This is a genomic window from Streptomyces sp. NBC_00569 (assembly GCF_036345255.1).
Classification (GTDB): Bacteria; Actinomycetota; Actinomycetes; order Streptomycetales; family Streptomycetaceae; genus Streptomyces.
Genome location: NZ_CP107783.1, coordinates 6,634,590 through 6,649,409 on the forward strand (window position 1 = coordinate 6,634,590; position 14,820 = coordinate 6,649,409).

A 14,820-nucleotide genomic window follows, 5' to 3' on the forward strand; every position below is an offset into this window, starting at 1 on the left:
TCGGAGGCTGTGAGTACTGCTCCTCGGAGCGTGGAAAGCATGATCTCCGGGCGGAACCGGGTCGGGCACGCTGTTGGGTGTCTGAAGGTACGGCCGAAACGGTCGCCTTCAGTGCCGACCCCAGTGCACTCGAATCTGCTGGTTCGGGGTGATGGGTGGTTGGTCGTTGTTTGAGAACTGCACAGTGGACGCGAGCATCTGTGGCCAAGTTTTTAAGGGCGCACGGTGGATGCCTTGGCACCAGGAACCGATGAAGGACGTGGGAGGCCACGATAGTCCCCGGGGAGCCGTCAACCAGGCTTTGATCCGGGGGTTTCCGAATGGGGAAACCCGGCAGTCGTCATGGGCTGTCACCCATACCTGAACACATAGGGTATGTGGAGGGAACGCGGGGAAGTGAAACATCTCAGTACCCGCAGGAAGAGAAAACAACCGTGATTCCGGGAGTAGTGGCGAGCGAAACTGGATGAGGCCAAACCATATGCGTGTGATACCCGGCAGGGGTTGCGCATGTGGGGTTGTGGGATCTCTCTTTCACAGTCTGCCGGCTGTGAGACGAGTCAGAAACCGTTGATGTAGGCGAAGGACATGCGAAAGGTCCGGCGTAGAGGGTAAGACCCCCGTAGTCGAAACATCAGCGGCTCGTTTGAGAGACACCCAAGTAGCACGGGGCCCGAGAAATCCCGTGTGAATCTGGCGGGACCACCCGCTAAGCCTAAATATTCCCTGGTGACCGATAGCGGATAGTACCGTGAGGGAATGGTGAAAAGTACCGCGGGAGCGGAGTGAAATAGTACCTGAAACCGTGTGCCTACAAGCCGTGGGAGCGTCGCTGTATGTGCTTGCACATGCAGTCGTGACTGCGTGCCTTTTGAAGAATGAGCCTGCGAGTTTGCGGTGCGTTGCGAGGTTAACCCGTGTGGGGAAGCCGTAGCGAAAGCGAGTCCGAATAGGGCGATTCAGTAGCGCGCTCAAGACCCGAAGCGGAGTGATCTAGCCATGGGCAGGTTGAAGCGGAGGTAAGACTTCGTGGAGGACCGAACCCACCAGGGTTGAAAACCTGGGGGATGACCTGTGGTTAGGGGTGAAAGGCCAATCAAACTCCGTGATAGCTGGTTCTCCCCGAAATGCATTTAGGTGCAGCGTCGTGTGTTTCTTGCCGGAGGTAGAGCACTGGATAGGCGATGGGCCCTACCGGGTTACTGACCTTAGCCAAACTCCGAATGCCGGTAAGTGAGAGCACGGCAGTGAGACTGTGGGGGATAAGCTCCATGGTCGAGAGGGAAACAGCCCAGAGCATCGACTAAGGCCCCTAAGCGTACGCTAAGTGGGAAAGGATGTGGAGTCGCACAGACAACCAGGAGGTTGGCTTAGAAGCAGCCACCCTTGAAAGAGTGCGTAATAGCTCACTGGTCTAGTGATTCCGCGCCGACAATGTAGCGGGGCTCAAGCGTACCGCCGAAGTCGTGTCATTGCGATATATACCCCCAACGGGGATCGTGATGGGTAGGGGAGCGTCGTGTGCCGGGTGAAGCAGCCGCGGAAGCGAGTTGTGGACGGTTCACGAGTGAGAATGCAGGCATGAGTAGCGATACACACGTGAGAAACGTGTGCGCCGATTGACTAAGGGTTCCTGGGTCAAGCTGATCTGCCCAGGGTAAGTCGGGACCTAAGGCGAGGCCGACAGGCGTAGTCGATGGATAACCGGTTGATATTCCGGTACCCGCTGTGAAGCGTCAAACATTGAATCAGGCGATGCTAAGTCCGTGAAGCCGTTCCGGACCCTTCGGGGAAAGGAAAGTGGTGGAGCCGACGGACCAGACTTGTAGTAGGTGAGTGATGGGGTGACGCAGGAAGGTAGTCCAGCCCGGGCGGTGGTTGTCCCGGGGTAAGGGTGTAGGCCGTGCGATAGGTAAATCCGTCGCACATTAAGGCTGAGACCTGATGCCGAGCCGATTGTGGTGAAGTGGATGATCCTATGCTGTCGAGAAAAGCCTCTAGCGAGTTTCATGGCGGCCCGTACCCTAAACCGACTCAGGTGGTCAGGTAGAGAATACCGAGGCGTTCGGGTGAACTATGGTTAAGGAACTCGGCAAAATGCCCCCGTAACTTCGGGAGAAGGGGGCCATCACCGGTGATTGAATTTACTTCATGAGCTGGGGGTGGCCGCAGAGACCAGCGAGAAGCGACTGTTTACTAAAAACACAGGTCCGTGCGAAGCCGTAAGGCGATGTATACGGACTGACGCCTGCCCGGTGCTGGAACGTTAAGGGGACCGGTTAGTGCACTTTCGGGTGTGCGAAGCTGAGAACTTAAGCGCCAGTAAACGGCGGTGGTAACTATAACCATCCTAAGGTAGCGAAATTCCTTGTCGGGTAAGTTCCGACCTGCACGAATGGCGTAACGACTTCTCGACTGTCTCAACCATAGGCCCGGTGAAATTGCACTACGAGTAAAGATGCTCGTTTCGCGCAGCAGGACGGAAAGACCCCGGGACCTTTACTACAGTTTGATATTGGTGTTCGGTTCGGCTTGTGTAGGATAGGTGGGAGACTTTGAACTCTGGACGCCAGTTCAGGGGGAGTCGTCGTTGAAATACCACTCTGGTCGTGCTGGATGTCTAACCTGGGTCCGTGATCCGGATCAGGGACAGTGTCTGATGGGTAGTTTAACTGGGGCGGTTGCCTCCTAAAGAGTAACGGAGGCGCCCAAAGGTTCCCTCAGCCTGGTTGGTAATCAGGTGTTGAGTGTAAGTGCACAAGGGAGCTTGACTGTGAGACCGACGGGTCGAGCAGGGACGAAAGTCGGGACTAGTGATCCGGCGGTGGCTTGTGGAAGCGCCGTCGCTCAACGGATAAAAGGTACCCCGGGGATAACAGGCTGATCTTCCCCAAGAGTCCATATCGACGGGATGGTTTGGCACCTCGATGTCGGCTCGTCGCATCCTGGGGCTGGAGTCGGTCCCAAGGGTTGGGCTGTTCGCCCATTAAAGCGGTACGCGAGCTGGGTTTAGAACGTCGTGAGACAGTTCGGTCCCTATCCGCTGTGCGCGTAGGAATATTGAGAAGGGCTGTCCCTAGTACGAGAGGACCGGGACGGACGAACCTCTGGTGTGCCAGTTGTCCTGCCAAGGGCATGGCTGGTTGGCTACGTTCGGAAAGGATAACCGCTGAAAGCATCTAAGCGGGAAGCCTGCTTCGAGATGAGTATTCCCACCCCCTTGAGGGGTTAAGGCTCCCAGTAGACGACTGGGTTGATAGGCCAGATCTGGAAGCCCGGTAACGGGTGGAGGTGACTGGTACTAATAGGCCGAGGGCTTGTCCTCAGTTGCTCGCGTCCACTGTGTTGGTTCTGAAACCACGAACAACCCCACGTTTGTCACAGAGCGTGGTGCGGTTGACAGTTTCATAGTGTTTCGGTGGTCATAGCGTGAGGGAAACGCCCGGTTACATTCCGAACCCGGAAGCTAAGCCTCACAGCGCCGATGGTACTGCAGGGGGGACCCTGTGGGAGAGTAGGACGCCGCCGAACTATTTTTGAAGAAAACCCCCGTAACGGATGAGAATCCTGTTACGGGGGTTTTCTGCGTTTCGGGGCCGGTCCCGGGCCGGCCGCCTCAGACCAGTCCCCCTTTTTTCGGCCGGACCTTTTCGGCCGGACCCCTTTCAGAGCCCGGCCGAGTGCTGTGGGGGATACGGTCTCAGGAATTCAAGCCGCGGAGGACGAGATCCGTGAGGGCTCTGAACTCCTCGTCGATGCCGGCCTTCTGCCACTCACCCGCGTACGCCGGATCGTGGAAACGGTTGGTCGCGTCGAATACCGCGCGGGCCGTCAGGGCGGGGTCGGGGTGAGGAAGGCTGAACTGCCCCTTGGCGATGCCGTCCTGAATGATGTGGTCGAGCTGCATGATCAGCTCACCGACGTGGAGTTCGACCACTCGGCTGTTCTCAGTGATCAGCACCTGGTACGTGGCGAAGAGCTGCGGATCGTCACCCGCCTTGCGGCGCTTGGCCGCGAACAGCGTCGCGAGCCACTGGCGCAACATGGCGGGTGCCGTCAGCGAGCCGTCTGTCATGAGCAGTTGCAGTTCGTTCGTGGTGCGGTCGAGCCAGCGCTTCGTGACCGCCTCGCGCAACTCTGCCTTCGTACCGAAATGCCGGTAGACGCTGCCGTGACTGACGCCGAGCGCGCGGGCCACGTCGACGACGTTCGCCTTGGCGGGACCATGCCGGCGCAGCACCTCCTCGGTCGCCTCGAGGATGCGCTCGGTGGTCAGGGTCTCGGTTGCCATGATGCCGACCGTACCGGGCGGTGATCAGCGCTCGCTGTCGAGGTGCGACATCTGTGCCTCGGGATAGCGGTCACCCGCGGCGGCACCGGCCGGCACGGCCTCCTCGATCGCGGCAAGGTCCGCCGAGTCCAGGTTGATGTCGAGGGCGCCGAGCGCCTCCGTCAGCCGGTCCCTGCGACGGGCGCCGACCAGGGGCACGATGTCGTTGCCGCGGCTGAGCACCCAGGCGATGGCTACTTGCGCGACGCTGGCACCCTTCTGTTCGGCGATCTTGCGCAGCGACTCGACGAGGTCGAGGTTGTGCTGGAGGTTCTCGCCCTGGAAGCGAGGGCTCATCCCGCGGAAGTCGTTCGGGGCGAGCTTGCGGTCCCGGCCGAAGTGTCCGGAGATCAGGCCGCGTGACAGGACCCCGTACGCCGTGATGCCGATGCCCAGCTCCCGGGCGGCCGGCAGGATGGCCTCCTCGATGCCGCGGGAGATCAGCGAGTACTCGATCTGCAGATCGGAGATGGGGGCGGTGGCGGCGGCACGCCGGATCGTGTCGGCGCCGACCTCGCTCAGGCCGATGTGCCTGACGTGTCCCTTCTCGACGAGCTCGGCGATGGCGCCGACGGTCTCCTCGATCGGTACGGCGGGGTCGACACGGGCGATCCGGTATACGTCGATGTGGTCGACGCCGAGGCGCTGGAGCGAGTACGCGGCGAAGTTCTTCACTGCGGCCGGCCGTCCGTCGTAGCTGGACCAGCCACCGTCCGGGTCTCGCAGAGCGCCGAACTTCACGCTGGTCAGCGCCTTCTCGCGGTGTGTGGTGGGGGCGGTGCGCAGGGCCTCCCCGATGAGCATCTCGTTGTGCCCCATCGCGTAGAAGTCTCCGGTGTCGAGCAGCGTGATGCCGGCTGCGAGGGCCGCGTGGATGGTGGCGATGGACTCGCCCCGGTCGGCCTCGCCGTAGAGCGCGGACATCCCCATGCAGCCGAGCCCGATGGCGGAGACCTCGGGACCGGTGGAGCCTAGAGGGCGGGGGTGGAGGGTGGGAGAGGTGGGGGACATCGGGCGCTCCTTAGATCGGTGATCGGTGCCGCCGATTCGATGGTTCTGTGTTCCCTAGCCACGATGACATGACAGCTGACAGCTTTCAATATCTGTCAGCTGTCATCTGTTATCCGTCACTCGTCATCCGTCACCTGCTAACTGATGCCAGTCACCTGTCATCCGACATGCGAGGGGTGGGAGCGAGTGACGGTCAGCCCTGGTCAGCCCCTGGTCCGCCCCGGGTCGGCCCTGGTCATCGCGGGGCGGCCTCGGGCGGCGCAGGGCTCAGCTCACTGTTCGTGGCAGTCTCAAGCTCAGTGCTGTCGTCAGGGCTATGCCCGCCAGTTGCACCAGCAGGGTTGTCACCAGTGCGTCTCGCATGCCCAGGCTCGGGGTCAGGGTGAGGAAGAGGGAGCCGAGTGTGGCTACGCCGAGGGCCAGGGCCGACTGCTGCGTGGTGATCATGACGCCGCTGCCCACTCCCGCCCGCGTCGCCGGTACCTCGGACAGGATGAGCCGGAAGAGTATGGGGAGTTGGAGTGCCTGGCCCGCGCCCGCGAGCGCGGCGCCCGGCATCAGTTCGAGGACGCCCAGGTCGGGCCAGGTCCGCCAGGCCGCGAGGGCGATGAGGGCCACGCCGGCCCCCTGGATGATGCCGCCCGCCGTGACGATCCGGGTGCCGTAGCGGGCGATGAGGCGCGGGCCCGCGAGAGATACGGCGAAGAAGACCGCGGCCATCGGCGCGAGAGCCAGGCCCGCCGGTACGGGGCCGAGGTGTTCGCCCTGCTGGAGCGCCACCGCGATCACGAACATGAAGCCGCTGAACCCGATGGAGAACGGCACGATCATGATCAGGCCGCGGCGCAGTGAGACGAGGGCGAAGAGGCTGGGCGGGACCAGTGGGGTGCGGCCGTGCCGGTCTGCCCGGCGTTCCACCTGGTAGAAGGCGTACGCGAGGAAGGGGAAGACCGCCAGTAAGAGCCATGTCCACAAGGGCCAGCCGGCCGCCCTGCCCTCGGTCAGGGGTGCGAGGAGCGTGAGCAGGGACGCGGCGAGGAGCAGCGTGCCGGGGCCGTCGACCGGTTCGGGGCGCGGGGAGCGGGTCTCGGGGACGGCGCGGGCTGCCAGGAAGAGGCCGACCAGGACGACGGGCACGTTGACCAGGAACACCGACCGCCAGCCGGTTCCGAAGACGTCCGCTGCGACGAGGACGCCGCCCAGGATCTGGCCGACGACCATGGACAGGCCCGCCGTGGCCCCGTACAGGCCCATGGCCTTCGCCCGGCGCCGGCCCGTCGTCGTCGACTGGATGGTGGCGAGGACCTGCGGGAGCATCGCGGCCGACGCGGCGCCCTGCGCGACGCGCGCGGCCACGAGGGTCCAGGCGTCGGGGGCGAGGCCGCAGGCCAGTGAGGTCAGGCCGAAGGCGATCATGCCGCCGAGGAACAGCCTGCGCCGGCCGAAGAGGTCGCCGAGCCGCCCGCCGAGGACGAGCAGGACGGCGTACGCGAGTCCGTAGCCCGCGACGACGAGTTCGAGGAGTGCCTCGCCGGCGGCCAGGTCGTGGCCGATGGTGGGCAGGGCGACGTTGACGATGAAGAAGTCGATGAGGGGGAGCGCCGCGCCGACCAGCACGGTGAAGAGCCCGAGTCCGCCGAGTGCCGGTGGGGCCGTGGCGGTGCGGGCTGTGGTGGAGACAGAGAGGGAACGGGTCCCGGTTCCGGTCATGGGTACCAGCGTCGTCCGGCGCTCAGACTGGTACCAGAGTGTTCTTATCCTGGTAGAAGGACTACCTGGCAACAGGCTCAGTGGCGCGGCAGGCTGGAGGCATGACCACGATGGCGCGGACGACGAAGGCGACTGCGGCGCAGGAGCAGGCACAGGCACCGGGGCAGGCACAGTCACAGGGGCAGGGGCAGGCCGGTGGGTTCTCGCGTGAGTCGCCCAAGCGGGAGTCCGAGATCCGGCGGCATGAGCTCGCCGACTTTCTGCGCAGCCGTCGCGCCGGCATCACCCCCGAGCAGGTCGGGCTGCCGCGTGGCCGGCGCCGGCGTACTCCTGGGCTGCGGCGTGAGGAGATCGCCCAGCTGTCCGCGGTCGGGGTCACCTGGTACACGTGGCTCGAACAGGCTAGGGACATTCAGGTGTCGGTGCAGGTCCTGGACGCGCTGGCCCGCACGCTGCTCCTCGACACGAGTGAGCGCGCGCATCTCTTCCAGCTCGCCGGGGCCGTCGATCCGTCGCCCGCGTCGAGCTGCCAGACGGTCACGCCGGCGCTGCGGCTGATGCTGGAGAAGTTGGAGCCGCTGCCCGCGTGCATCCAGAACAGCCGGTACGACATCCTCGCGTACAACCGCACGTACGGGCGGCTGCTGTGCGACCTGGACACGGTGGCACCCGAGGACCGCAACTGCATGGTGCTGATCTGCACGAACGAGCAGTGGCGGAAGTCGTTCGTGTTCCTGGAGGACACGATCCGGCTGATGGCGGCCAAGTTCCGTGCGTCGATGGCCGGCCATCTGGGCGAGCCCGCCTGGGAGTTGCTGCTCAAGCGGCTCGAGGACGAGTCGCCGGAGTTCCGTGAGGCGTGGCAGCTGCACGAGGTGGTGGGCACGCGCAGCAAGACGAAGTACTTCCGCAACGCGCACGTCGGGCCGATGTCCCTGGTCCACACCGATCTGTGGCTCGGCCCGGACCAGGGGGCCCGTCTGGTGACGTACACGCCCGCCGACGAGGAGTCCCGCGAGCGGCTCGACCGGCTTCAGGAGCTGGCGCCGGCCGTGGCCTCCTGAATTTCCGGGTCTCACCGGCACCGGGCGGTCGGTGAGGAGAGGAGGCCGGCCAGGAGTGCGGTGACGCGGCCCACGAGAAACCTTCAGGCCTCGTGGGCCGGGCGTCGGCCACTTCAGGACTTGGCGCCGGCCGTGGCCTGCTGAATTTCCGGCTGTTCCAGGCAGCGGGCGGTGCGCTCGGCGGTGGCGCGTGCCCAGCGGCCGCTGGTGAGGAGGCCGACCAGGAGGACGGCGAGGCCGCAGCCCACGATGATCCACCAGCCGCCCCGGCTCGCGTCGACGAACGTGGTCGCGTACGAGGACGTGCCGACGCCCGACGCGACGCCCGACGCGATGCCTGACGCGAGGACCGCGCCGATGACGGCGACGCCGAGGGTCTGGCCGATCTGCCGGCTGGTGGAGGCGACCGCGGCGGCGACGCCGGCCTGCGCGCGGGGCATGCCCGAGACGGCGGTGTTGGTGATGGGGGCGTTGACGAAGCCGAAGCCGAGACCGAACAGGACGTAGCCGATGAAGCGGGTCACGTTCGACGTCTCCGCCTCGAACGCGGCGAACAGCACGCCGCTCGCCGTCATCGCGATGCCCGCGACGAGCAGCGGGATCCTGGGGCCGCGGCTGCCGACGATGCGGCCGGAGATCGGGGCGCACACCAGGGTCATGGCCGCCATCGGCAGCATCCACAGGCCGGCGTCGAGGGCATTGAGGCCGCGTACGTTCTGCAGGTAGAGCGTCGACAGGAACAGGAATCCGCCGAGCGAGGCGAACGCGCTGATCGCGATCACCGTGGCGCCGCTGAAGGGTGCCGAGCGGAAGAAGCGCAGGTCGATGAGGGGTTCGTCGCGGCGTGGCTCGTAGGCGATCAGACCGACGAGGGCCGCGAGGGCGAGCAGCGCGAACGTCACGATGACCGGGGACGTCCAGCCCGCGGCGGGGGCCTCGATGATCGCGTAGGTGAGGGAGCCGAGGAGCGTCATGACGAGGAGCTGGCCGACCGGGTCGGGGCGGCGCGGCTTGGGGGCGCGGGACTCGGGGACGTAGCGCATGGTCAGCAGGAGGGCGGCGAGGCCCACCGGCAGGTTGATCCAGAAGATGGAACGCCAGCCGACCGAGTCGACGAGGACGCCGCCCACGATGGGGCCGGCGGCCATGGAGATGCCGACGACGCCGCCCCAGACGCCGATGGCCCGGGCGCGTTCGCGGGGCTCGGTGAACGTGTTGGTGATGATCGACATGGCGACGGGGTTGAGCATCGAGCCGCCGACCGCCTGGACCATGCGGAATGCGATGAGGGACTCCAGATTCGGCGCCACGGAGCACAGCACCGAGCCCACGGTGAAGATCACCAGGCCGGCCTTGAATATCCGGCGGCGTCCGATCCGGTCGGCGGTCGAGCCCGCCAGCATCAGGAGCGAGGCGAGGACCAGCGTGTACGCGTCGATGGTCCACTGCATGCCGGAGACGCTCGCGCCGAACTCCTTCTGCATGCTCGGCAGCGCGACGTTCAGAACGGTGTTGTCGAGGCTGACGATCAGCAGGCTCATGCAGCAGATCGCGAGGACGAGCAACCGCCGGCGGTGGGTCAGTGGAGGGGGCATGCAATCGACGGTAGCCCGACCGCGGGCGGGGCCGCCCGCCAGGTGGGGGACAATGGAGAACCGTCCCTGCCCGCCGTCCCACGTTTTCGGAGAGCCCGCCCGATGTCCCAGCAGCTCACCATCGGTCCGCACCTCGTGCAGCCGCCTGTGGTCCTCGCGCCCATGGCCGGGATCACGAACGCGCCCTTCCGCACCCTGTGCCGGGAGTATTCCGGCGGCAAGGGTCTCTTCGTGAGCGAGATGATCACGACGCGGGCGCTGGTCGAGCGCAACGAGAAGACCATGCAGCTCATCCGTTTCGACGCGAGCGAGCAGCCGCGGTCGATCCAGCTGTACGGCGTCGATCCGGCGACGGTCGGTAAGGCCGTCCGGATGATCGCCGAAGAGGATCTCGCGGATCACATCGACCTGAACTTCGGCTGTCCGGTCCCGAAGGTGACGCGCAAGGGCGGCGGCTCCGCGCTCCCTTACAAGCGCAATCTGCTGCGGGCCATCCTGAAGGAGGCCGTCAGCGGGGCCGGGGACCTGCCGGTCACGATGAAGATGCGCAAGGGCATCGACGACGACCACATCACGTTCCTCGACGCGGGCCGGATCGCCGTCGAGGAGGGCGTCACGGCGATCGCCCTGCACGGGCGCACCGCGGCACAGCACTATGGCGGTACCGCCGACTGGGACGCCATCGCGCGTCTGAAGGAGCACGTCCCGGAGATCCCCGTGCTCGGCAACGGTGACATCTGGTGCGCCGACGACGCGGTGCGGATGATGCGCGAGACCGGCTGCGACGGTGTCGTGGTGGGGCGCGGTTGCCTGGGCCGGCCGTGGCTGTTCGGGGATCTCGTCGCCGCATTCGAGGGCACGGGTGCGCCCGCGGCGCCCGACCTGCGCAAGGTCGCCGACGCGATGGTGCGGCACGCGGGTCTGCTCGGTGAGTGGATCGGCGACGAGGCACGCGGTGTCATCGACTTCCGTAAGCACGTGGCCTGGTATCTGAAGGGCTTCTCGGTCGGCTCCGAGATGCGCAAGCGGCTCGCCGTGACGTCGTCGCTCGACGAGCTGCGCTCGGGGCTCGACGAGCTGGACCTCGATCAGGCGTGGCCCGTGGGCGCGGACGGGCCTCGCGGCCGTACGTCCGGCAACAACCGGGTGGTTCTGCCGGACGGCTGGCTCAAGGACCCGTGGGACTGTGCGGGCGTCAGTGAGGACGCGGAGCTGGACACGTCCGGGGGGTGACTGGTCGTGGGGGAGGTGTTCTCTCTCCCCCCGCCCCGCCCCTTCCCGGAACCGGGGGCTCTGCCCCCGGACCCCCGGTCGCTCAAACGCCGCGACCGGCTGAAGGACCTCGGTCACCCGAAGGACCTCGGTCACCCGAAGGCGCCGTCACCCAATGACCTCGTCGCCCGAAGGCGCCGGTCGCCCAAAGCTCCCGTCGACGCAAGACGCCGGTCGCCCGAAGGCGCCGTCACCCCATGACCTCGTCGCCCGAAGGCGCCGGTCACCCAAGGGCGCCGGTCACTCGAAGCTCCCGTCATCTCAAGGCGCCGGGTCGCCGCAAGACGCCGGTCACCTCAAGGCCCCCGGCACCCAAAGCCCCCCGGCACCCAAAGCCCCCGTCGCCAAACACCTAAAAGACCGCCGTGAGCAGTGCGAGCGGCGCCGCTGCCGAGCGTGACTCGCGCTCGCACGCGTGCGGGTAGGGGACGGGCTCCGGGTACGCCTCGCGCGCGTACCCGGCGAGCACCTCGGGCAGCCGGTGGCCCGAGGCCGCGGCCGCATCCACCAGCGCGTGCGCCACCGTCCGCGCCTCGTCGTGCAGCCCGTAGCGGGCGAGCCCGAGCGCGATCAGGGCGTTGTCGTGCGGCCACACCGAACCCCGGTGGTGGGAGAGCGGGTGGTACGCCGCCTGACCGGCAGCGAGCGTGCGCACCCCCCAGCCGGAGAAGAAGTCGGGCTCCAGGAGACGCCGGCCGACCACCTCCCCGTACTCCTTGTCGAGCAGGCCGGACCACAGGAGGTGGCCCGCGTCGGACGCCAGCGCGTCCACGTGCCGGCCGTCGCCGTCCAGGGCGAGCGCCGGGAACGCGCGGTCCGCCATCCAGAAGTCCCGCTGGAACCGGTCCCGCAGGTCGGTCGCCGCCTGCTCCAGGAGGTCCGCGTACACCGGGTCGTTCCAGACGGTGCGGGCCAGCGCGGCGGTGCGGCGCAGGGCGTCGTACGCGTAGCCCTGGGCGCCCGCCGCCGTCACGGGCCCCGTGGGGCGGCTGCCGTCGGCCGAACAGATGGCGCCCGGTGAGTCCTTCCAGTTCTGGTTGGCGAGGCCGCCTCGGTCGGCGCGATAGACGAGGTAGCCGCGTGAGGTGAGGCCGCCGTGGTCGAGCATCCAGCTGACGGCGGCCCGCGCGTGCGGTTCGAGGCGGCGGGCCGTCGCCACGTCGCCGGTCCGGTCCGTGTACGCGCCGAGCAGGACGAGGAACAGGGGAGTCGCGTCGACCGAGCCGTAGTAGCGGGCGAACGGGACCTGTCCGAAGTGCGCCAGCTCGCCGTGCCGCATCTCGTGGACGATCTTGCCGGGCTGGGCGACGGCGTCCTCCGTGGACTCCGTGGCCTGCGTCGCGGCGAGCACAGGGAGCGTCGCGGCGGCCAGGCCCGGCCGGTACGGGAGGGCGAACAGGGAGGTCAGGAGCGCGTCCCGGCCGAGGAGTGTGAGGAACCAGGGGACGCCGGCGCCCGGCACGCTGAGCCGCTCGCCGTCCGGGCCGGTGGCCGGCACCTGGAGCACGGCCAGGTCGGCCAGGCCCCTCGTGCAGGCCGCGGCGAGACCGGGCCAGGCGGCGGGCAGTGTGATGTCCCGCGTGAAATCCTCGGTGCGCGCGGCGAGTTCGGCCGCCGCGTCGGCGGGGGACGCGGGGACCGGGGTGCCGGGGGCGCCGTGCGGACGGGCCGCGACGCGCAGGCTCAGGTCGGCCGTGCCGTGCCCGGCCAGTTCGAGGGCCCAGACGAGTCGGCGGGCGCCGGTGCCGGTCTCCTCGACGGCGTCGGGCGCGGGTTCTGCGGTCACCGTGGTCGACGAGCGCCACTCGCCCCGCCGGTACCCGAAGCGGACGCCGTCCTCCAGCGCCGACCGGGAGCGGACGGCGCCCGTCTTCGTGTAGGTGCGGTGGTCGGCGCGCAGCTCGAACTGGTCGGTGAAGTCGGCGTCGACGGTCAGCGCGAGTCGTACCGTCGTCGGCGCCGCGCGATTGGAGACGACCCGCAGGGTTTCTACGAACGCGCTGTCCGCCACGGCCTGTTCGCGGAAGAGCGTGTATGCGGGCGGCTCCAGGCGGCCGCCGCGCGGCACGAGCACACAGTGCGCCACGCCCTCACCGGCGCCGGTCCGCCCGGCCTTGTCCCCGCCCGGCGGTCCGGCGGGTGTGAGTACCTCGGGCGCGGCGCCGTCCGCGGTGAGCTGCCAGCGGCTGAGGTGCCGGCCGTCGCGCACGAACAGGCCGTCGGGCGAGCCGGATCCGCGTACGCCGCTGATGTCGCCGCTCGGGCCGATCGCCGCGAACGTGGCTCCCCGCACGAGCAGTTGATGCTGTCGGTCCGTCATCCCCAGGTCCCTCCCTCGTGCCGCTCCCGCGGCTCCTGCAGCAGATCCAGGGCGAGCGCGGCGCTCCAGGCGAAGCCGCGCGCGCCGCAGCCGTGTCCCGTGTACGGATCCACGTATTCGGCGAAGGCCGTGTCGAGCGCAGTGCCGAGCAGCGCCGTGCGCAGGCGTTCGGCCTCCGCGTGCTCGCCGTGGAGGCGCAGGCCGCGCTCGATGAGCCAGTTCGTGTTGAACCAGGCCGGTCCGCGCCAGTAGCGGTGGGGGTCGAAGGCCGGTCCCGTCAGGTCGTAGCTCGGCACGAGCCGCACCGCCGTGCCGAGGCCGAAGCGGGGGCCGCGGGCGGTGCGCAGCAGGCCGGCGGTCACGTGCCGGGGGAGCGTCGGCAGGATGAGCGGGATCAGACCGGAGACGCCGTACTCCGGGATCAGGGCCGGGGGTGACATCGGCCCCGTGGCCGCGCGGGAGGTGTCGTGTCCCGGTGCGCGGGAGGTGTGGTGGCTGTCGGTCGCGCGCAGGTCGCGGCAGAAGAACATGCCCGTCGCCGGGTCCCACAGGCGCTCGACCAGCGCTGCCGTGAGGCGTTCGGCGCGGGCGTGGCGGGCCGTGCCCGTGGCGCCGAGTTCGCAGGCGATACGGGCGAGGGCGTGCTCGGAGGCGATAAGGAGGGCGTTGAAGGAGGGGTCCTCGACGGCGAACTCGCCCGGCCCGTCGGCGTATTGACTGTCCCGGTAGTCAGTCGCGAGGCGCACGTACCGTCCGTAGTCGAGGTCGGTGGGCCGGTCGTCGGGAGTGCCGTGCTCCAGGTCGGCGCGGCGGAACGCGCGCGCGGGGGCCGGGGCGATCCGGCTCAGCGGGGCGTCCCAGCAGGGGCTGTTGTCCATGCCCTGCTCCCAGGGGTGGATCACCGAGGCGAGGCCGCCGCCGCCCAGGTCCCTGCGGTGCAGGAGATAGCGGTGCCAGGCCGCGAGCTTCGGATGGATGCGGGCCAGGAACGAGCGGGACCGGGACAGCCCGGGGTCGGCGCGGTGCACGAGCCACGCGGCAAGCGCGTGCACCGGCGGCTGCACGATGCCGGAGGTCTGCACGGCGCGCGGCGCACCGGCCGCCCGGCCCGAAGTGGAGGAGCGCCAGAAGTCGGGGCTGGGAAAGTAGGCGTCGAGAGGGACGGAGGGGTTGAACACGATGTGCGGCACCCGGCCGTCGCCCCACTGGGCGGCGAACAGCGTCTCCAGCTCCAACTGGGCGCGCAGCGGCGCAACATGGCGTGACCCGATGGCCACGAACGCGGAGTCCCATGACCACTGGTGCGGATAGAGGGTGCGGGAGGGGACCGTGGACGTGCCCGTCCAGTTCGTCTCCAGCACCCGCGCGGCCCGTTCGTGCAGCGCGGCCCGCTCGCGCGGGGGAGCGGCGGCGGCATCGCAGGCGCGGCGCGGAGCCGCACCGGTCCGCCGGGTTGTGCGGTCCACACGAACTCCCACGGTCTGTCAGTTAAGCCGTATCCAGAATAGAGTTACGTCT

General features: G+C 67.8%; 8 protein-coding genes and 2 rRNA genes. 4 read left to right on the forward strand and 6 right to left on the reverse strand.

Annotated features, from left to right (window positions below):
• The first annotated feature begins 202 nt into the window (after positions 1–202).
• A 23S ribosomal RNA gene (locus OHO83_RS29830) occupies positions 203–3,325 on the forward strand.
• 89 nt (positions 3,326–3,414) lie between these two features.
• A 5S ribosomal RNA gene (gene rrf, locus OHO83_RS29835) occupies positions 3,415–3,531 on the forward strand.
• A 169-nt stretch (positions 3,532–3,700) separates the two neighbouring features.
• Here rrf and OHO83_RS29840 read toward each other — a convergent pair.
• The 3 genes from OHO83_RS29840 to OHO83_RS29850 all read right to left on the reverse strand — a co-directional run bounded on the left by OHO83_RS29840 (position 3,701) and on the right by OHO83_RS29850 (position 7,051).
• Positions 3,701–4,291 carry a TetR family transcriptional regulator gene (locus tag OHO83_RS29840; protein WP_266670358.1) on the reverse strand — a complete coding sequence of 197 codons (591 nt, stop codon included), beginning with the start codon at positions 4,289–4,291 and terminating at the stop codon, positions 3,701–3,703.
• Between the two features lie 24 nt (positions 4,292–4,315).
• Positions 4,316–5,341: an aldo/keto reductase gene (locus OHO83_RS29845; protein ID WP_266670356.1), complete on the reverse strand. Its 1,026-nt coding sequence runs from the start codon at positions 5,339–5,341 to the stop codon at positions 4,316–4,318.
• Positions 5,342–5,608: 267 nt separating this feature from the next.
• Positions 5,609–7,051 carry an MFS transporter gene (locus OHO83_RS29850; protein WP_330279988.1) on the reverse strand — a complete coding sequence of 481 codons (1,443 nt, stop codon included), beginning with the start codon at positions 7,049–7,051 and terminating at the stop codon, positions 5,609–5,611.
• Between the two features lie 101 nt (positions 7,052–7,152).
• On the opposite strand from OHO83_RS29850, the gene OHO83_RS29855 reads away from it, so the two are divergent.
• A complete protein-coding gene (locus OHO83_RS29855) occupies positions 7,153–8,115 on the forward strand; it encodes a helix-turn-helix transcriptional regulator (RefSeq protein ID WP_330279989.1) in 963 nt (320 codons plus the stop codon).
• 113 nt (positions 8,116–8,228) lie between these two features.
• On the opposite strand, the gene OHO83_RS29860 is transcribed toward OHO83_RS29855, so the two are convergent.
• Entirely contained in the window at positions 8,229–9,710 is a 1,482-nt protein-coding gene (locus tag OHO83_RS29860; protein WP_330279990.1) for an MFS transporter, read from the reverse strand.
• 102 nt (positions 9,711–9,812) lie between these two features.
• On the opposite strand from OHO83_RS29860, the gene dusB reads away from it, so the two are divergent.
• Positions 9,813–10,943: a tRNA dihydrouridine synthase DusB gene (dusB, locus tag OHO83_RS29865; RefSeq protein WP_266670348.1), complete on the forward strand. Its 1,131-nt coding sequence runs from the start codon at positions 9,813–9,815 to the stop codon at positions 10,941–10,943.
• Between the two features lie 391 nt (positions 10,944–11,334).
• Here dusB and OHO83_RS29870 read toward each other — a convergent pair whose 3' ends face one another.
• Both OHO83_RS29870 and OHO83_RS29875 read right to left on the reverse strand, forming a co-directional pair.
• Positions 11,335–13,302, reverse strand: a complete 1,968-nt coding sequence (locus OHO83_RS29870; RefSeq protein WP_330279991.1) for an amylo-alpha-1,6-glucosidase — start codon at positions 13,300–13,302, stop codon at positions 11,335–11,337.
• Positions 13,299–14,768 (reverse strand): MGH1-like glycoside hydrolase domain-containing protein, encoded by a 1,470-nt coding sequence (locus OHO83_RS29875; protein ID WP_330279992.1) that lies wholly within the window; start codon positions 14,766–14,768, stop codon positions 13,299–13,301. The genes OHO83_RS29870 and OHO83_RS29875 overlap by 4 nt, the downstream gene beginning before the upstream one ends.
• Between the last annotated feature and the right edge of the window lie 52 nt (positions 14,769–14,820).

Excerpts from the sequence above, each read along its gene's own strand:
- OHO83_RS29840 (WP_266670358.1), bottom strand. The coding sequence starts at position 4,291 with ATGGCAACCGAGACCCTGACCACCGAGCGCATCCTCGAGGCGACCGAG.
- OHO83_RS29845 (WP_266670356.1), bottom strand. The coding sequence starts at position 5,341 with ATGTCCCCCACCTCTCCCACCCTCCACCCCCGCCCTCTAGGCTCCACC.
- OHO83_RS29850 (WP_330279988.1), bottom strand. The coding sequence starts at position 7,051 with ATGACCGGAACCGGGACCCGTTCCCTCTCTGTCTCCACCACAGCCCGC.
- OHO83_RS29855 (WP_330279989.1), top strand. The coding sequence starts at position 7,153 with ATGACCACGATGGCGCGGACGACGAAGGCGACTGCGGCGCAGGAGCAG.
- OHO83_RS29860 (WP_330279990.1), bottom strand. The coding sequence starts at position 9,710 with ATGCCCCCTCCACTGACCCACCGCCGGCGGTTGCTCGTCCTCGCGATC.
- dusB (WP_266670348.1), top strand. The coding sequence starts at position 9,813 with ATGTCCCAGCAGCTCACCATCGGTCCGCACCTCGTGCAGCCGCCTGTG.
- OHO83_RS29870 (WP_330279991.1), bottom strand. The coding sequence starts at position 13,302 with ATGACGGACCGACAGCATCAACTGCTCGTGCGGGGAGCCACGTTCGCG.